This window comes from Streptomyces sp. NPDC043870 (genome assembly GCF_056435785.1).
Genome location: NZ_JBWKDT010000050.1, coordinates 1 through 14,582, shown reverse-complemented (window position 1 = coordinate 14,582; position 14,582 = coordinate 1). Strand labels below are relative to the sequence as shown.

Annotated in this window: 9 protein-coding genes and 2 pseudogenes; 4 read left to right on the top strand and 7 right to left on the bottom strand. The window is 68.7% G+C overall.

Annotated features, from left to right (window positions below; translation table 11 throughout):
- Positions 1-27: 27 nt before the first annotated feature.
- Complete coding sequence (locus tag AC0699_RS34815) at positions 28-1,086, top strand: threonine aldolase family protein (protein WP_478668572.1); 1,059 nt, start codon at positions 28-30, stop codon at positions 1,084-1,086.
- A gap of 116 nt (positions 1,087-1,202) precedes the next feature.
- On the opposite strand, the gene AC0699_RS34810 is transcribed toward AC0699_RS34815, so the two are convergent.
- From AC0699_RS34810 to AC0699_RS34800, 3 genes are all read right to left on the bottom strand, one after another.
- Positions 1,203-4,088, bottom strand: a complete 2,886-nt coding sequence (locus AC0699_RS34810; protein WP_478668569.1) for an ATP-binding protein — start codon at positions 4,086-4,088, stop codon at positions 1,203-1,205.
- A 202-nt stretch (positions 4,089-4,290) separates the two neighbouring features.
- Positions 4,291-5,634, bottom strand: a complete 1,344-nt coding sequence (locus AC0699_RS34805) for a cytochrome P450 (RefSeq protein ID WP_478668566.1) — start codon at positions 5,632-5,634, stop codon at positions 4,291-4,293.
- 23 nt (positions 5,635-5,657) lie between these two features.
- A complete protein-coding gene (locus tag AC0699_RS34800; protein ID WP_478668562.1) occupies positions 5,658-6,698 on the bottom strand; it encodes a terpene synthase family protein in 1,041 nt (346 codons plus the stop codon).
- A 945-nt stretch (positions 6,699-7,643) separates the two neighbouring features.
- Here AC0699_RS34800 and AC0699_RS34795 point away from each other — a divergent pair.
- A pseudogene (locus AC0699_RS34795) lies at positions 7,644-9,565 on the top strand (glycoside hydrolase family 5 protein).
- 180 nt (positions 9,566-9,745) lie between these two features.
- Here the strand turns inward: AC0699_RS34795 and AC0699_RS34790 are convergent.
- Positions 9,746-10,288, bottom strand: coding sequence for a nitrobindin family protein (locus AC0699_RS34790; RefSeq protein ID WP_478668558.1), 543 nt, complete (start codon positions 10,286-10,288; stop codon positions 9,746-9,748).
- Between the two features lie 134 nt (positions 10,289-10,422).
- On the opposite strand from AC0699_RS34790, the gene AC0699_RS34785 reads away from it, so the two are divergent.
- Positions 10,423-11,124 carry a rhomboid-like protein gene (locus AC0699_RS34785; protein ID WP_478668555.1) on the top strand — a complete coding sequence of 234 codons (702 nt, stop codon included), beginning with the start codon at positions 10,423-10,425 and terminating at the stop codon, positions 11,122-11,124.
- 169 nt (positions 11,125-11,293) lie between these two features.
- Here AC0699_RS34785 and AC0699_RS34780 read toward each other — a convergent pair whose 3' ends face one another.
- From AC0699_RS34780 to AC0699_RS34770, 3 genes are all read right to left on the bottom strand, one after another.
- Complete coding sequence (locus AC0699_RS34780; protein ID WP_469773016.1) at positions 11,294-11,764, bottom strand: MarR family winged helix-turn-helix transcriptional regulator; 471 nt, start codon at positions 11,762-11,764, stop codon at positions 11,294-11,296.
- A 191-nt stretch (positions 11,765-11,955) separates the two neighbouring features.
- A complete protein-coding gene (locus AC0699_RS34775; protein WP_478668549.1) occupies positions 11,956-13,035 on the bottom strand; it encodes an MBL fold metallo-hydrolase in 1,080 nt (359 codons plus the stop codon).
- A 544-nt stretch (positions 13,036-13,579) separates the two neighbouring features.
- The gene (locus tag AC0699_RS34770) at positions 13,580-14,296 is read right to left on the bottom strand and encodes a TetR family transcriptional regulator (protein WP_478668643.1); all 717 of its coding nucleotides are present in this window, start codon (positions 14,294-14,296) and stop codon (positions 13,580-13,582) included.
- Positions 14,297-14,498: 202 nt separating this feature from the next.
- Between AC0699_RS34770 and AC0699_RS34765 the strand changes: the two are divergent.
- Positions 14,499-14,582: pseudogene (locus tag AC0699_RS34765) on the top strand (electron transfer flavoprotein subunit beta); the annotation flags it as partial.

The window sequence follows — 14,582 nt, the reverse complement described above, 5'->3', positions numbered from 1 at the left end:
ACCGCACGACCGAAACGAGCGAGCACGATGACCGTAGAGCGACGACACGACCCGGATTCCCGCGGTTTCGCCAGTGACAACTACGCGGGCGTGCACCCCGAGGTCCTGGAGGCGATCGCCCGGGCCAACGACGGCCACCAGGTCAGCTACGGCGGGGACGTCCACACCGAGCGCCTGCAGGAAGTGATGCGCGGGCACTTCGGCCCCACCGCCCATGCCTTCCCGGTCTTCAACGGCACCGGGGCGAACGTGGTGGCTCTCCAGGCCATGCTCAACCGCTGGGAGGCCGTCGTATGCGCCGAGTCGGCCCATATCAACGTCGACGAGTGCGGAGCGCCGGAGAAGGTCGCCGGCATCAAGCTGCTGACGGTGCCCGCCTGGGACGGCAAGCTGACCCCGGAGCTCATCGATCGTCAGGCATGGGGCTTCGACGACGAGCACCGGGCCAAGCCCAAGGTCGTCTCGATCGCCCAGTCCACCGAGCTCGGCACCTGCTACACGCCCGACGAGGTCCGCGCGATCTGCGACCATGCCCACAGCCTCGGCATGCTGGTCTACCTGGACGGCGCGCGCCTGGCGAACGCGGCCGCCACCCTGGGCGTACCGCTGCGCGAGATGACCACGGACGCGGGTGTGGACGTCCTCTCCTACGGCGGCACCAAGAACGGCCTGCTGTTCGGCGAGGCGGTGATCGTGCTCAACAAGGACGCCGTGCGCGGTATGGACCACATACGCAAGGCGAGCATGCAGCTGGGCTCCAAGATGCGGTTCATGTCGGTGCAGTTCGAGGCCCTGCTCGGCGGTGACCTCTGGCTGCGTTCGGCCGCCCGCTCGAACGCCATGACGCAGCGCCTGTACGAAGCGGTCCGTGACCTGCCGGGGTTGAAGATCGACCGGCCGGTCCAGGCCAACCAGATCTTCGCGGTCCTCCCGCCCGAGGCGACCGAGCGCCTCCAGAAGCGCTTCCGGTTCTACGTGTGGGACGCACAGACCGGTGAGGTCCGCTGGATGACCTCCTTCGACACCACCGAGGCCGATGTGGACACGTTCGCGGCGGCCATCGCCGAGGAGCTCGAAGCCGGCTGAGCACGGCCGACACGCACAGCGGCGCCCCGGGCCGCTCACCGCGGCTCGAAGCGCCGCTGTGGATCGGCCGGCAGCTGACCGTCCCGGACCCGTGGGCCGTCCCGGGTTCGGCCGGATCAGATGCCGAGGGCGCGGCGCAGGCCCACTCGGTCGGTTCCCAGTTTGGTGAAGACCGCGGAGAGCAGTTTCGCCACGGCATGCTCGCCGGTGCCGAGCTCGGCGGCGATCTCCGCGTTGTCGAGTCCGCGTGCGGCGTGGCGGGCTGCCGCGCTCTCCGCTGTGGAGAGGGTGTCCTGTTCCGTGACCTGGCGGCGACGCGGGCGCAGTCCGGCGGCGGCGAGCTCGGTCCGGGCGCGGGTCGAGAGGGCTTGGGCGCCGCAGGCGGTCGCGGCTTCCATGCCGGAGTAGAGCTGGTGGGCGGCGCGCTCCAGATTGCCGAGGGCATGCAGGGCCGTGCCGTGGTCGACGAGCGCGTGGGCGAGTTCGTACGTGGCCGGGGACTGCTCGAGGTGCTCGACGGCTTCCTGGAGGAGGACGACCGCCTCGGCCGGGTCGGTGGTCGCCGCCTGGACGCGCAGTGCGTGACCGATCACGCTGGCGGTACCGAACGCGCGGGCGCGCCCAACGGCCTCATGCGCCGTGGCACGGGCCTTCTCGGGTTGATGCCTGGCCTGTGCCAGGGCGAGGTCGAGTTGCCAGGGGCTCCACGCCGGGTTGCGTGTACCTCGGCTGTCGAGGCGTTGGCCGGCTTCGGCGAGCTGCCGCTCCGCCTCGTCACTCATTCCGCGGGCCAGGAGGAGCTTTCCCCAGACGGCTTGGGGGTCGGGGTAGATGACCGCGTGGGGGAAGCCCTTGCCGAAGTCGTAGGACTCGGCAACGCGCTGGGCCTCGGCGGTGTGTCCGCGGGCGAGCTGGGTCTCGATGAGGGTGCCGACCGCCTGCCACTGCGCCGGGATTCCGCGCCCCACCCGGTCGGCGATCTCCAGTCCCTGGCGTACGAAGTCCTCTGCTTCGGTGAGTCGTCCGCGCCGGTAGCGGACATAGCCGAGCAGGGTGTAGGCGAAGGACAGGTGCGCGCCGCGCCAGCCTCGTGCCTCGAACTCGGTGATGGCATCGTTGAAAAGTTCTTCGGCCCTGCCCGGCTGATCGCTGTACATGAGGGTGAGCGCAACGACGGCCGGCACCTCGAACCCGAAGTCCTGGTCGGTCCAGCTCAGGCCGCCGTCCAGGGCCCGTTCCGCGTACTGCAGCGCCCTGGCGGAGGGTTCGCCGCGCATCACGCAGTCCCAGCCCCGCAGCCCCAGGATGTGGCGTTCGGCCAGGCTGCGGCCGGTGAGGCGCTTGGCGAACTGGGCCAGCAGCCGGGAGCGAGCGGGTGAGTCCTGCTCGTCGACGCGGACCGCGTTCCATTTGAACTGCTCGGCCTGCATGCGCAGTTTGGTGCGGGCACTGGTGGTGCGGCGGGCCTCGTCCGCGAGGAGCTCGGTCGCCTGCACCAACTGGCCGGTGTGGGCCAGGGCTTGGGCGAGCCGGTAGATGACGGCTTCCCGCAGACCCGGTTCGATCTCGGGCTCTTCCAGTGCGGCCCGCAGGTGGTTGACGGTGGTGGTGGGTTCGTGGAGGAGGCCGGCCGAGCCGAGTTCGAACAGCACCTGGGCCCGGTCCTCGGGGGTCGGCGGTTCACGCAGAGCGCGGGCCAGACAGCGGCGGGCGGCGTCGGGGGCTCCGGCGGAGAAGTTCGCGCGGGCGGCCTGACGCAGCTGCTGCACGACCCAGGGGTCGCCTTCCGGGTGCATCTCCAGCATGTGGCGGGCGGCGGCCGTGGCGCCGAGTCCGGCGTCGATCACGGCCATGGCTGCCATGCCGTGCATGCCGACGCGTACGCCAGGTGGGATGGACCGGTACACCGCGGTGGCGATCAGCGGGTGGAAGAACTCCACGACCTCGTCGCGCTTCACCGTGGTCAGGACCGTCAGGATGCGCGCGTTGTGCAGTTGGTCGATGGCTTCGTGGATCTGCGCGTCGCCGAGCGAGGCGACGCTCGCTGCAATCCTCGTGGAGATGCCGGTGCCCAGCACCGCGGCGGCCCATGCCAGCCGGACGGTGGAGGGACCGAGCTGTTCGAGCCGTTCCACGAGCCCGCTGCCCTTGACGGCCGAGGCGAGATCACGGAGTTGGGGAATGCTGCCCTCCTGTGGCTTCAGGCCACGGTCGCGGCCCTTCGCGGTGAGTTCGACGACCTCGAAGGGGTTTCCGGCGGTGATCGCCCAGCATTCCCGGCAGAACAGGTCGTCGGCACCGTCGCCGAGGGCGTCGCGCACTATGCGCGCCACCGCGCTCGATGTGAGGGGCTCCAGCTGGTGCGGGCGTGCCCCGTGGCGCGAGGCCAGGGTCTGCAGCACTGCGGCGTCGGGAGGGAGTTCATCCGGCCTGCAGGCCACGACGATCAGCATCCCCAGGTCCTCGGCGCGGGCGGCGAAGGCGGTGAGCCACGCGAGGGATTCCGCATCGGCCCAGTGCGCGTCGTCGAGGACGAGCACAACGGGCGTGGAGCGCACCGACAGTCGGGTGACGACCCAGTCGAGGCCGTCGCGCACGCCCTGGGGGTCGGGTGCGGCGCCGTCCTGCGGGGCGGTCAGGCCGATCGCCGGTGCGACGATGCCGTACCAGTGCCCCAGGATCTCGCGGTGCTCGTCCTCGCCCATGGCGGCGAAGGTGGGCTGGATGAGCTGGCGCACCACATGGAACGGCACCTGCTTCTCCTGCTCGCCGCCGCGCGCGGACAGCACCGTGCAGCCGCGTTCGGCGGCATGCCGGCGGGCTTCCGCGAGCAGGGTGGTCTTGCCCAGTCCGGCTGGTGCTGCGAAGACGAGCACGCCGCCCCGCCGCGCACCCGAGCCATCGACCGAGGCTCCGCACAGTTCGTCCAACGCTTGCTGGATCGCGTCAACTTCGGATTCCCGTTCAAGGATGGGCTGGTAGACCCACCCTTGCTGCTCCACGGCCTGTGTCACCTGTCGCCCCCTACAGCGTGTGCGCCGAGTGTACGGGCAGATGGGTGGGATGATGCTCCTTGCGACCATTTTCAGGGAGAACGACCACTCGTTCGTGGGTGGGCCTGTACCCTCTGCTGACGCGGCCGCGGACACGGTGTCGAGAGACCGGCCGAAGATCGGCTCGCAGATGCCGAAGGATCAATCTCCGTCAGTGTCGCGCGATGGGAATCATGGCCAGCGCATCCGGTTGGGGCATGCCTCCAGGCACTTCGCGCACAGTGGTACCCGGAGCGTGGACCAACCGCCACCGGGACGCCACGGTCGCCGCGGCGATCACGATCTCCGCCGCCGCGAAGGAGTCCCCGATACATTTGTGCTGACCGGCCCCGAAGGGAATGAACCGGTGAGGGCGTGGCCGATCCGTCAGGTCGGTGTTCCAGCGATCCGGATCGAATTTCCTGGGCTCGTGGAACAGCGCGGGGTCCCGGTGGAGCGCGTAGGGGCTGTAGCCCAGTTCGGCGCCGGCCGGTATCGAGATGCCGCCGAGCTTCACCGGAACCAGAGCGCGCCTGGTGAACAGAAGCGGCGAATGCAGGCGAAGCGCCTCCTGGAAAACACTGTTCGTATACGTGAGGCCGGCGAGGTCGGAGGCACGCACGGGCCGTGTGCCGACCACTTCGTCGACTTCGGCGTGCAGGCGCTTCTCCACCTCCGGATGGCGGTCGAGTTCATGGAAGATCCAGGACAGCACCGTGGACGAGGTTTCCGTCGCGGCGAAGAAGATGGAGATCACTTCGTCCCGCACTTGCTCGTCGCTCATCGTCTCGCCCGTCTCCGCGTCCACGGTGGACAGCAGCAGAGACAGAAAGTCGTCACGGCCCGACTCCTCGGTGTCGTAGCGCACGAGCACCTCGTCGATGATCCTACGCAGCCGCGCGGCGGCCGCGTCGAAGCGCCGGTTCATCGTGATCGGCAGCCGGTCCAGCACCTTTGGCGTGATCGCTCGCTTGAGGATGCCCTCCAGGACGATCGGGAACGAGCGGTGCACTTCCTCGACGGCCGGCCCCCCGAGGCCACCAGAGAAGATCATTTCGGCGACCGAGGACAGTGCGAACCGGCGCATCTCCGTCGTCACCGAGATCTCTCGGCCGGCGGTCCATGACGTGGACATCTCGTCGGCCTGCCGGCACATCATTTCCGTGTAGGCGGTGATGTGATCCCGGTGGAACGCCGGTTGCAGCAGACGACGCTGCTTGCGGTGGAACTCGCCGTCAGTCATCGGAAGACCGTTGCCCAACAGCGGGCGCAGTTTCTCGAAGACCCTGCCGCGCCCGAAGTTCTTCGCGTCGCCGACCAGGACGGTCTGGATCAGGTCCGGGCTGGTGAGCACGTGGACGGGCCAGGTGGCCACGTCGACCCTTACGATGTCGCCGTATGTCCGCAGCGAATCCAGGAACGCGATCGGCCTGCGCCACAACTGCAGTGCGTGGCCGAGGACGGGCAGGCTCCCCGGAGCGACCGCCGCCTCGCGTGACCGGTTCACCTGCGTCATGGGCTACCTCTCCGTCGTAACGCTCATATCGCTGGGACCAGGTCCGGGCGGGTGTACCCGGACTCGAGCCCCGCGACCCACCGTTCATCGCTGTAGCGGGTGCACTCGTACCGCTGCCAGAGGTCCGCGCCGATCATCCAGTCCTGATAGCTCTGCACACACCGCGCGACTCCGGCGCCGGTGGACGGGTCCGTCACCCCGAGCGTGCCCAGCACGTGGGGCAGCATCTGTGCGGCGGTAAGGAAGTCCTCCACGCGGGAGTTGGTGCGCTCCTGGACGGCGAGCACGGCCTGCGGCAGTGACCACTCGTTCCACCAGGCAAGGAGGGAGACGAGGTTGTTGTTGTCCCCACAGGAGAACTCCTTGCGCAGGGAGAAGACGTCGTTGCCCCATGAGATGACGTCCAGGGCACTGCACATGAGGTCCTGGAACGCGGAGCTGCTGTACACCTCCGGGGGCACTTCGACGCCCAGGCCGGCCTCCACCATGTCCATCATCGGAAGCAGTTGGGAGCTGTGCCGGCGCATACGGACGTAGTCGTCGATGGTCGGCTGCTCCGCGGCCTTCCGGTTGACCGCCTCTTGGTCGAGGGAGCGCAGCATGAGGGGGATGTGCCCCCGATAGCGCTCCTGTATGCCCGGCGGCATCCCGGCCAGGATGCGGTCGCACAGGTCGACGAACCCGACCACCAGCGGATTCCGGCGCACCTGCGGCGCGCTGCCGATCTTCCCCGTGGCGAGGTACCCGGTGATCGCATCGGTGAGGGGACGCCACGCCTCCAACTGGTCCGCCCTGATGAGGTGGTCGTGCTGGTCATCGAGTACGAATGACCAGGCCATCCACTCGGCAAGCAGCACGACGTGCTGGTAGGGCGCCTCGTGACACACCCGCCCGGCCAGGTGGCCGAAACCGATGCCGGCGAACTGCTCCGCCTCGTCGGTGATCAGCCCATGGCGAAGCGCCCACGAGGTCGCCTCGGCGTTGGCCTGACTTGACTGCGGGTGTTTGGAGGGTTCGAAGGGGAGATGGAAGTCTGGAATGGTGAAGGAGTCGAGAAGGGCCATAAATCCCTCCATGGGGAATCCGGATTCGTCACTCCCCGCCGAAATTGATTCTCGCGTTTACGAACAGGCGATCACACCTCAACTACGGTATGGCCACACATGTTTCTACGATCACTCCGGCCGCAAAATTGGTCAATTCACCCATCCGTGCGAGAACACCTGGCCACCTCATGCGGCCAATTAACGCGCGGAACCGAGCAGACTGTCAACATAATCCGGCCATAGAACCCGGGATGCATTCGGCAATCGCCGGACGGTTATTCGAAGAGTCATATGCGAATGCCATAGTTCTGATCTCAGGGCGTCCGGCAAGTCGTCCACCCGCACGCGCGGCTCACCACACCCGCCCGTGAACCCCCAGGTCAAAGGGGCAGTCGCCATGTGCTTCAGCGCCGGGCCCAGATGGACATGCCGTCGCGGGGCGACGAGAAAAGCAGGGGCGGACGGGAGCATGCCGCCAGGCGCGCGGGAACCCGTGAGGGCGCCCGTGTCTGTACTCGCGCCGACGTCACACCCTGCGTGCCGCCCGGGCGTAATTGTCTCGGCGGTGGTTCCGGTGCCCGTACTCGCCGCCTACGGGCAGATCGCTTCAAGGACAACCGGGCTGCGCATCGGCCGGCGCCCGCTACCGCGCCCTGGTAGCGGGCGCCGGCCCACCGGCACACCGTCGAGCGCCCTGGGGTTCCGTCCACCCGCCGCCCGACCTCCGCATGACGTTGTTCTCCACTCGGCGCCGATGGCGTTGGCGCACACGTCACAGGCGCTGTGCATCGGTGTCGGGCAGGGCCTGGTTCTGGCCCTGGCCCTGCCCTTGGTCGTGCGCGCCGCAGGAAGAGCAAAGTGGCGGCAACTGACCTCGATTCCGGCAGTTGTTCCTTCGTAGGGTGGCAGCCGACGCTCGTCACGTTCCCCACCCCCCCACCGTGCGCGCCTGCAGAGGACCGGATGCAGACCATCAGAGTTGTCCCATACCTGACAGCAGCAGCTGCGGTTCTCGCGCTGCTGACCACGGCACCGACCGCAGTCGCCTCCACCGCGGAGCCCGTCGCCTCCGCGGCCCCCGCCCAGGCCACTCCCCCGGCGGCCGACACCTGGCAGCCGCCGTTGTCCACCCGCGGACGGTACATCGTCGATGCCCAGGGGCGCCGGTTCCGCCTGAAGTCGGCCAACTGGGACGGCGCGCAGGGCTCGTGGACGGGCAGCGGCAGCACCGCCGATCCCGCCAATCACCACGCCGGCCAGAACTCGTACGCCATACCCCTCGGCCTGGACCGCGCCCCGCTGCCGAGTTGCTCGCCGACTTCCACGAACTGGGCATCAACAGCATCCGGCTGCCGTTCTCCAACGAGATGATCCGCGCGACAGCTCCGGTGCCGGACGCCGCCGTCGCGGCCAACCCGCAGCTGCGCGACAAAACGCCCCTGCAGATCTACGACGCCGTCGTGTCCGCCCTCACCCAGGACGGGTTCGCGGTCATCCTCAACAACCACACCAACACTTCGCGTTGGTGCTGCAGCATCGACGGCAACGAACGCTGGAACAGCAGTCAGACCACCCAACGGTGGGCCGACGACTGGGTCTTCATGGCCCGACGCTACGCCACAAACGCCCGTGTCGTCGGCGCGGATCTCTACAACGAAGTACGCCGCGATGTACTGGACGACCCCAACTGGGGCATGGGCGACGCCCACGACTGGTACGCCGCGGCCCAACTGGCCGCGGACCGCATCCTCACCGAGGCCAACCCCGACCTCCTCATCGTCATCGAAGGCATCAACTGGACCGGCGTGCCCGTCGACGGGCTGCCGCACGAACGCCCCACCCTCGCGCCGGTGCGCACGCTCTCGCACACCCTCGTGAACGCCCACAAGCTCGTCTATTCCGCCCACTTCTACGGCTACACCGGTCCCCGGCACAGTGGCGCCACCGGAATCGGCGAGACCCACGATCCCCGTTACCAGGACCTGACCCGTGACCAGCTGAACCAGGTCCTCGCCGACCAGGCCTTCTTCGTCACCACGGAAGGACAGCACTACACCGCGCCCGTGTGGATCAGCGAATTCGGCATCGGAGCCAATGAGACGGGCACCGCCGCCCGCACCTGGTTCGGTAACATCACCGACTACTTCGCCGACCGTGACGCCGACTTCGCCTACTGGCCCCTGGTCGGCTGGGAGGGCCATGACGACTGGGCCCTGCTGCGGTACGACGCCGCGGGGCGGCGGTACGGGATCCTCGACCAGGGCGACTGGCGGGGCACCGCCTGGGATCACCTCATGACGTCTCCGACCCGCACCGGGTCCATCGCGCCGGTGCCCGTCTGGCGCATGCTCACCACCGACCACGGCGACGCGGTGCAGTCTCTGCGGGTGCGGGCCGGCGGCGACTGTGATCCGGGGGCCTACAAGGCCGTCTGCCCCGACGGCCTGCGGTTGACCGGCCTCAGCCACACCGGCGGCCGTGGTCTGTGCACCGACACGACCGGCGGCGACCTGCGCGCCGCCGGCGACGCCCAGACGGTCGTCACCGACGAACGCCACGTCCCCACAGGTGGCGACTGGGCCGACGGCTACACCAAACTCCAGTGCCCCGCCGGGCAGTTCCTCATCGGTTACAGCCGCCGTGGTGACCGCGTGTCGGCGGCTCTGTGCGCGCCCGCCCGCGCCCCATTGGGCCGCGCCGGACGGACCGTCTGGTTCGACCGGTCCGACACCCGGCCCGCCGATGGCACCGGCGGCGACTTCGCCCAGGGCCACTACAAAGGCCAATGCGCCGCCGACGAGTACGCCGCCGGTATCGCTTTCACCACCCGCCTGGGCAGCAGGCCGGGCCCCGCGGCCCTGTTGTGCGGCCCGCTGCGACCCTGAACACCGGGCCTCACGAGCCACAGCCTGACGGACACACTCGGGCAGGACCGGACGGCCTCGGGCAGGGCCGAGACCGCATGACGGCCGCCCCGCCCACCGCCGGCCGTCGGCCCCAGGATGCAGGACGCAGGACGCTCCTGAGGGCTGACGGCCTCGGCAGGACGGACTCACCGAGGAGTCCTAGGGCCTGCGTCGCAGTCGTGCCGAGAGATGGTGCTGCATCGGCTGGTCGACCGCCGCAAGGTCGTGGTCGAACGTGAGCGTGCCGTCGTCGGTCAGCGCGTAGCGGCGGCGGGTGGCGTTCACCTTCTTGGCGGTGGGGGCGAGGGCCACCTCGTGAGTGGAGAGGTCGACCGTGTTCCCGGTCGCCCGCCCGACCATGATCTCCGCGATGCCGGTGGGCTGGGTGATCAGTGCTTCGACCCGGCCGTCGGGCTGAAGCCGCCACCAGCCGCTCTCCCGGGCCGAGGGACGCAGCGGGGCGTCATCCTCGTCGAGCAGCCAGGCCCGGGCCTCGTAGCGCACGAAGGGACGGCCGTCGTGACTGAAGGTCACCTCCTGCGCGTACGCGAAATCCCCCGTGATCGTCGGGTACCCGCCCTGGCCCCGGCCGTGCCAAGAGCCCAACAGGCCGAGCACGGGCTCGAGCAGGGCGTGCGGTGCGGGCGCCTCGTCCGGCCGGAGGCTGTCGGGGTACGGGTTCTCCGGTGCGGGGTCGAACACGGTCTGCGCTCCTGGGGTCGATGGCGGTGCCGGCTGTGAAGCCTGGGGACTGTCTTCAAAGTAGCGTCGTCGGCCCGAAGGGCGGGCCCGGGGGGATCTTGTGCCTGGAGCGATCTCTTTGCTTGGCTGGTCCCGTGATTGATCGTTTCGCCCGAGCTCTGGGCACCTATGTCTTCCGAAATCCGGTGACCGCCGGATACATCGCGTTGCTCTTGCTGACCCATCTCTGGCTCAGTGTGGTGCTGTCCACCGCTGACGCCCAGCGGGTCGCACTCGGCATCAGCACCAATCTGAGCAATCTGCAGCACCATCCGGTCCGTGCACTGGTGGGCAGCATGCTGTTCTTCGACGGCACGCTGACCTCCATCGCCTCACTCCACTTCGTCGGCACGCTGATTACGCTCGGCATCGGCGTCGGCCTGTGCCTGGCGTGGCTGGAACGGCGGTACGGAGCGATACGTGCCTACGCCGTCTTCGTCCTGGGGCACGTGCTGGCCACCCTGATCACCACACAGGTGATAAGGGTGGCCCTCGCCCACGACTGGTATCCCACCAGCGTCCGGCACGCCGTCGACTTCGGGATCAGTTACGGCGCCGAGGCAGCGCTTGCGGCGGGAGCGCTGCTGCTGAAGCGGGCGCGGTTGCTCGCGGTCGCCGGGGTTGTCGCCTGGCCGGTGCTCGGCGGCGACTGGAGCGGTGTCCTGCCCGACTTCACCACCGTCGGTCATCTCACGGCGGCGGCCATCGGCTTCGCCTGCGGCGCCTTCCTGCTGCGGACCGCCCGGCGCGACGCCGCTGCCCCGGCGGCTCAACCCGACCCGGCACACATCGAATAGGACGACGACACGGTGCTGGGGCGTCCACGCGATGGTGGCGCCGGGGTGCCGACCGCCGACGAACTGGTAGATGCCGCTCCGGGTCCGTCGGTTGTCCAGCTGGAGAGCTCGACGTCGTACCGGCCGCGGCAGCGGGCGAAGCCGGTCAGGTCACCCAGAGCTGTCCTTGCTACTCGGTTCCGATGCGACCACCCAGGCGGTGGACCACACTCTCGGAGATCTCGACAAGGGCCTTCAACTGGTCACGGGACAAAGCGTCGACGAAAATGTGGCGGACATGTGCCGCATGCAAGGGCGCGACCGTTCGAATCGCCTCCAGCCCCTCAGGGGTCAGCACGGCCACAGCGCCGCGCGCGTCCGTGGGGCACTCCTCACGGCGTACGAGTCCGCGACCTTCCATCCGCCGGACCTGATGCGACAGCCGGCTCTTCTCCCACCGCGCCAGCGCGGCGAGCTCCTGCATCCGCAGCCGGTGGTCCTTCGCCTCCGACAGCGGGACCAGGACGCGGTAGTCGGCCATGGAGAGCCCGCCGCTTCGCCTCAGCTCCTGGTTGACCCGTTCCTCCACCAGCTGGCCCATGGCGACGAAGCCCTGCCACGCACGCCTTTCCAGGTCGTCGAGCCATCGAAGTTCAGTCACCGATCGAGACTAGCTCTCCACTGATTGACAGATCAACTCAGCAACCGGGTCGGCAACGCCCCGAACAGCGCTCCTGTTGCAGCCCCGTGAACCCCTTGCGGTGACGCCGGCACAGGGCCCGCCGTGCAAGGCCGCACGCACCGGCTCCTCGGGCAGGTGCCGGTGCGTGGCCCGGAGGACATGCGGTCGGGTCAGCCGCGGATTCCGAAAGGCCCGAGGACGCCGTAGTCGATCCTCAACGACTCGTGCATCGCATGGGCGTTGTCGAAGGTGAAGACGTCCACGGCACCCAGCTTGCCCTCCCAGGCCGGCAGCATCTTGTCCGTGGCCGCCTGGGCGACCGCGTCCAGGTAGGACTTGAAGACCGCCCAGGGATTGCCGGGGTACTGCGCGAACATCGGCGCCGGGTCCACCGAGGCGGCCGCCTCCCGGGTGAACCTGTCCAGGTCACGCATGTACGCCCGCTGGATCTCGACGTCCTGGCGCGTGCCCAGTCGCGTGAGATGGCCCCCGACGAACGTCTCGAACGGGAACGAAAGCGCCTGGTCATGAGCCTTGATCCAGCCCGGGATGTCCGAGGAGACGGCCAGGCTCTTGAACGGCACCCAGCCGGGGAAGACCACATCGGCCAGCATCAGCACCCGCTGCGCGGGCGCGTAGATGAAGATGTTGTCGGGGCTGTGGTTCGGGCCCTTGTAGGAGAGGTGCAGGACCTGGTCGCCGACCTCCAGCCGGTACGAGTCGGAGAAGACCCGCGTCGGCAGCGGCCGGTTCGGGTCACGGGTCTCGCGCAGCAGGTGACGCGCCCGCTCATGGGCGATGCGCACCGCGCCGTCCGGGAAGACGCCCGCGGCACCGATGTGGTCGGCGTGGTGGTGGGAGTACACCACGTGCGTGACCGGCTGGGTGGTCACCTCACCGATCGCGCGCAGGATGTTGCGGCCGAGAGTGGGGGGTGCGTCCACCACCACGACACCCCTCCCCGTCACCAGGAACATCATCTGGTAGGTGCCGTCGGTCAGCCAGTACAGCTTGTCCCGGATCTCCTGGACGAGATACCCCTTCGAGGGGATCTGCGGCCCGAGAGCGGTGGGGGGCACGGGGGCGTAGGCGGCATCCGCGGCTGCGGCGGTTCCGGGCTGCAGCAGCGGCTGCAGCAGCGCACCCGCGGCCGGAACCGAGGCGGCCAGCGCCGAGTACTTCAGGATCGACCGGCGGTTCGGCCGGCCTGGAGGCGTGGCGGTTCCGGGCTGGTTGTTCATGGTCGACATGAGCTGAATCTCCTTGCGCCAGAGAGTCGTTGACGAGTCGTCGGCCGGTGAGGCCGTCGCATCCGGGCAGCGAACCGGGGCTCGGGCTCCGAATCCGCACGGCCCGACGGCGGGGTCCGCGCCCGAGTCCGTCCGCACCGGGGCGGTCCCCCAGACGCGAACCGGCTCATCGACGGTGCTGCGGCCCCGTGGACCCGGCCAGTTCGTTGACACATCATCTATGTGGGAACCATAAAGCGAACTGGTTGATTCGTCAACCATCTCGGTCGCCTGGTCCGACGACCCGGAGCAGCGGTGGATATATCAACCAACTAGAGAGGTGACGGCGATCCCCACGGTCGCGGACCGTGAGTCCGATTCACCGTCTGGTGAACAACGCGGGGATGGCGTCCTTCACGGCCGACGACGAGCTGACCGTCGAGGAGGCCGACACTCCTGGGCCCAGAACGTGCGCAGGCCCCTTCGTCGGGCGCCTCTCGGCCGGGTCGCCCTCAGGACACTCAGTGCCGCACCTGAACGGCACCGGGTACCCAGGACCAATCGGTCAGCTCTCCCGGAGGGCCGACTCGATGCTCTGCACCACGCGCCACATGTGGGCACCTTTCGGGGCGACCATCACGATCACCTCGCCGTCGTCGGCGGTCCGCTCGGCAGCCGGTCGGGACGTCTCCTCTGATCCCCGCCCTGACGCCCGCACATCCTGATCGCTCACGGCACTCCCCCAGACACGCACGAGCGAAAGGGCGTGGTTCACCGCCGCTTCGGGGTCCTCGGCACCGCCCGACCGCAGCCAGGACCGCAAGCCGTTGTTGTGGGCCGCGACCACGGCGGCGGCGATCACCTCGGCCCACAGGGCGCCGTCGCGCCTGCCCGCGAAACGACCACGGAGGTAGCCGGCCAGCGTCCGCTCGTACCGGCGCACGACGGAAAGTTCATAGGTACGCAGTCCGGGCACTTCCCGGGTGAGACGGTAGCGCTGAACCGAGAACTCCGGATTGGCGGCGTACATGCGCAGGACAAGCCGGGCCGCGTCGCACACGGCTGTCACTGGATCCGCCTCGTCCGACGCGTCCAGGTATGCCGTCATGTCTTCGAGACAGCGGTCGTGGTCCGGAAAGACCACGTCCTCCTTGGACGGGAAATAACGGAAGAAGGAGCGGCGGCCGACGCCCGCCCTGGCCACGATGTCGTCCACGGTGGTCTGCTCGAAGCCACGCTCGAGGAACAACTGGAATGCAGCCTCGGCGAGGACGTTCCGCATGGGCACTTTTGCGGCGGCGGCAGCAGCGCCCCCGGCCACGGTCTTCCGTCTCTGGCGCGCCTCGGTCATGCCAGGACCGTAACACCGGAGCCCCGAAAATGGCACCCAGTACCTTTACTGAGGGTACCGAGTGCCATAGTGTCGGATGTACGCCATGCGCGAGCGTGGAAACCGCCCAGTCATGTCATCAGGGAGAGCCGGCGTGAGCTTGAGGATCGTTGTCTGTGTGAAGTACGTGCCCGACGCCACTGGCGATCGGCACTTCGCCGATGACCTGACGGTCGAC

Coding starts and splice junctions, on each gene's coding strand:
- AC0699_RS34775 (WP_478668549.1), bottom strand. CDS start 13,035: ATGTCGACCATGAACAACCAGCCCGGAACCGCCACGCCTCCAGGCCGG.
- AC0699_RS34770 (WP_478668643.1), bottom strand. CDS start 14,296: ATGCGGAACGTCCTCGCCGAGGCTGCATTCCAGTTGTTCCTCGAGCGT.
- AC0699_RS34815 (WP_478668572.1), top strand. CDS start 28: ATGACCGTAGAGCGACGACACGACCCGGATTCCCGCGGTTTCGCCAGT.
- AC0699_RS34805 (WP_478668566.1), bottom strand. CDS start 5,634: ATGACGCAGGTGAACCGGTCACGCGAGGCGGCGGTCGCTCCGGGGAGC.
- AC0699_RS34800 (WP_478668562.1), bottom strand. CDS start 6,698: ATGGCCCTTCTCGACTCCTTCACCATTCCAGACTTCCATCTCCCCTTC.